Origin of the sequence: Mesorhizobium sp. M2A.F.Ca.ET.039.01.1.1, from assembly GCF_003998035.1 — a bacterium.
GTDB lineage: Bacteria > Pseudomonadota > Alphaproteobacteria > Rhizobiales > Rhizobiaceae > Mesorhizobium.
In genome coordinates this window covers 1-2,973 of the sequence record NZ_RZRY01000728.1, presented here as the reverse complement: position 1 = coordinate 2,973, position 2,973 = coordinate 1, and the positions used below count along the sequence as shown (strand labels likewise).

The 2,973-nt window shown below is 65.8% G+C and carries 4 protein-coding genes; all 4 read right to left on the bottom strand.

Annotation, left to right across the window (positions count from 1 at the left end; all coding sequences use genetic code 11):
- Positions 1 to 583: trypsin-like peptidase domain-containing protein (locus tag EOA24_RS32650; protein WP_245501906.1), on the bottom strand; the 583-nt coding region annotated here is incomplete at its 3' end.
- A 178-nt stretch (positions 584 to 761) separates the two neighbouring features.
- Positions 762 to 950: a DUF2065 family protein gene (locus EOA24_RS32645; RefSeq protein WP_127410512.1), complete on the bottom strand. Its 189-nt coding sequence runs from the start codon at positions 948 to 950 to the stop codon at positions 762 to 764.
- Positions 951 to 956: 6 nt separating this feature from the next.
- Positions 957 to 1,919: a protease modulator HflC gene (locus EOA24_RS32640; protein ID WP_126082051.1), complete on the bottom strand. Its 963-nt coding sequence runs from the start codon at positions 1,917 to 1,919 to the stop codon at positions 957 to 959.
- Positions 1,919 to 2,973, bottom strand: a 1,055-nt coding sequence (gene hflK / locus EOA24_RS32635; RefSeq protein WP_127410511.1) for an FtsH protease activity modulator HflK, incomplete at its 5' end; no start/stop codon positions are given. The genes hflK and EOA24_RS32640, both read right to left, overlap by 1 nt.

The following is a 2,973-nucleotide window of genomic DNA, read 5'->3' as shown; positions in this document are numbered from 1 at the left end:
CGGCGACGATTCCGACCGTACCCGTGCCGCCCAAGCCGAACGGATTGCCGATCGCCATCACCCAGTCGCCGACGCGCATCTTGATGGAATCGCCGAATTTCACCGCCGTCAGCTTGTGGCCCTTGGGGTCGACCTTCAGCACCGCGACGTCGGTCTTGGTGTCGGTGCCGACAAGCGTCGCCTTCAGCGTGATGCCGTCGGAGAAATTCACCTCGATATCGTCGGCATCGGCGATGACATGGTTGTTGGTCACCACGATGCCCTGCTCGGCGTCGATGACGAAGCCGGAGCCGAGCGACTGCACTTTCTGCCCGCCGCCGCCCTTGTCGCCGCCGCGGTTCTTGAAGAAATCGTCGAAGAAATCCTGGAACGGCGAGCCCTCGGGCAGTTGCGGCATCGGCACCGCGCCCGGTCCTTCCGTGCCCTTCACCGTCTGCGAGGTCGAGATGTTGACCACCGCGCCGAGCAGGCGCTCGGCGAGATCGGCGACCGAAGGCGGTCCGTCGGAGGCAACCGTCGGCGTGACGAAGGATGGAACGGCAACAATGCCGACCGCGAATGCGGTGGCGCCGGCGAAGACCATACGCCGCGCCGCGCGCAACAGGGTGTCGGATATCATCATGGCCTCCCGGTTGTTCTGAAAAGGAAGGGCGCATCCGCAAAGGCGCCCGTCCGGTTCATGTTGGCAAAAAATACGGCACGTTTGCGGCTATAGCTATCGGCGCAAGATAAATCGTCAATCGCTTGGGCACCAAGGAATATCATAAGCCGCGGACGAGCCAGACGATGCCGACGCCGACGGCGATCGCCACCAGCCCGCCGACCCGCAGCACATTTTCCGGCACCGACAGCACCTCGGCCGCGAGTTCCCGGGCAAAAGCCGGAAACCCGCCATAGACCAGCCCCTCGATCACCAGGACCAGGCCGATTGCCGCCAGAAAATCCTGCACCGCCCGCTACTGGGCGGTGCCGGGTTGGGTCGCAGGCGCGGCAGGTGCCGTCGCAGGCGCGGCCGTTGGCGCGGAAGGCGCCGGGCCGGGCTTGCTGCCCGGATCGCGGAAGTAGCGGAAGAACTCGGACTCGGGCGAGAGCACCATCGTCGTTCCGGTGTTGTCCAGCGCCGTGCCGTAGGCGTTCATCGAGCGATAGAAGTCGAAGAAGGCGGGATCGCGCTTATAGGCATCCGCGAAGGTCGCGCTGCGCTGCGCCTCGCCCTCACCACGCAGGATCTCCGATTCCTTCTGCGCCTCGGCGACGATCTCGACGACCTCGCGGTCGGCCCGCGCCCTGATGCGCTGCGCCGCCTCGTTGCCGCGCGCCCTCAGGCGCTCGGCTTCCGCCAGGCGCTCGGCCTTCATGCGGTCATAGGTCTGCTGCGAGACCTCCGCCGTCAGGTCGGTCCGGCGGATGCGCACATCCTCGATATCGAGGCCGAGCGACGTCGCGTCGGGGCGCAGCTGATCGCGCACCTCGCGCATCATGTTGCCGCGCTCCTCGGAGAGCGCGGCCTCGAAATCGCGCAAGCCGTAGACACGGCGTAGCGCCGCATCGAGACGCGTCCTCAGCCGGGCTTCGGCCAGTTCCACCTGACCGGACACAGCCGCGCGGAACGTGCGCGGATCCGAGATTCGGTAGGCGATGAAGGCATCGACCTCGTAGAACTTGCCACCCGAGACCTGGACGCGGATGTTGTCGAGGTCGAAGCGCATCACGCGCTTCTCGACCATCTGCACGCTGTCGGCGTCGAAAAAGGCGAACGGCGCCTTGAAGTAGATGCCGGGCTCGTTCTTGACGTCGATGATCTCGCCGAACCGCAGCACGATCGCCTGCTGGCCGGCATTGACCACGAACACCGAGGAATAGAGCAGGAACAGGAGGATGGCCGCGATGACGGCGATGATGGGGAGACGGTTGGCCATCACTGGTTACCTCCCGTCGCGGCGCCGAGGGGCGACGGCGGCGCTTTCGGCTGCAAAGCCGGCAGCGGCAAATAAGGCAGCACGCCCTGACCGTTGCCCGGCTCGACGACGACCTTGTTCGAGTCCTTCAGGATCCTCTCCATGGTTTCGAGATAAAGACGCTTGCGCGTGACGTCGGGCGCCTTGGCGTATTCATTGTAGACAGAGATGAAGCGCTGCGCCTCGCCTTCCGCTTCCTGAACGACCCGGTTCTTGTAGGCGGCCGCGTCTTCACGGATCTGCGCCGCTTGGCCGCGCGCCTGTCCGAGCTTCTGGTTGGAATACTGGTTGGCCTGCTCGACGAACTTGTCCTCGTCCTGCTCGGCGCGTTGCACTTCATCGAAGGCGTCGGCGACCTCGCGCGGCGGCGCCGCATCCTCGATCGAGACCGCGTTCACCTGGAGGCCGGTCTTGTAGCCGTCGAGCGTGCCCTGGATGATCTCGCGCACCGCGGTTGCGATGCCCTGGCGATCGTCGCGGAAAATATCCTGCGCCGGGCGCCGGCCGACAACTTCGCGCATCGCGCTCTCGGCGACCTGCGCCAGCATGCCGTCGGGGTCGGAGACGTCGAACAGGTAGGCTTTGGGATCCGAGACCTGATAGGCGACCGAGAACTGAACGTTGACGATGTTCTGGTCGCCGGAGAGCATCAGCCCGGAGCCGCTGCTCGCGCCACCACCGATGCTGACCAGTTGCTCGGAGATCTTGGCGGTTTCGACCGTTTCGATCGGCCACCAGTGGAAATGCAGGCCAGGCTGCGAGAGTTCAGACTTCGGCTGGCCGAAACGCAACTCGACGGCGACCTCGTCGGGCTGCACGGTATAGATCGCCTTGAAGGCCCACAGCACGATGAGCGCCAGAGCGATGAGCCCGAGCACCGCCGGGCTGGCGCCGCCGCCGCCCGGAAGCGCGCGCCGCAGCCTGTCCTGGCCACGGCGGATGATGTCCTCGAGATCGGGCGGGGAACCCTGCGGTCCGCTTGGCCCTTTCGGCCCCTGCCCCCAGGGTCCCTGAT

Excerpts from the sequence above, each read along its gene's own strand:
- EOA24_RS32640 (WP_126082051.1), bottom strand. The coding sequence starts at position 1,919 with ATGGCCAACCGTCTCCCCATCATCGCCGTCATCGCGGCCATCCTCCTG.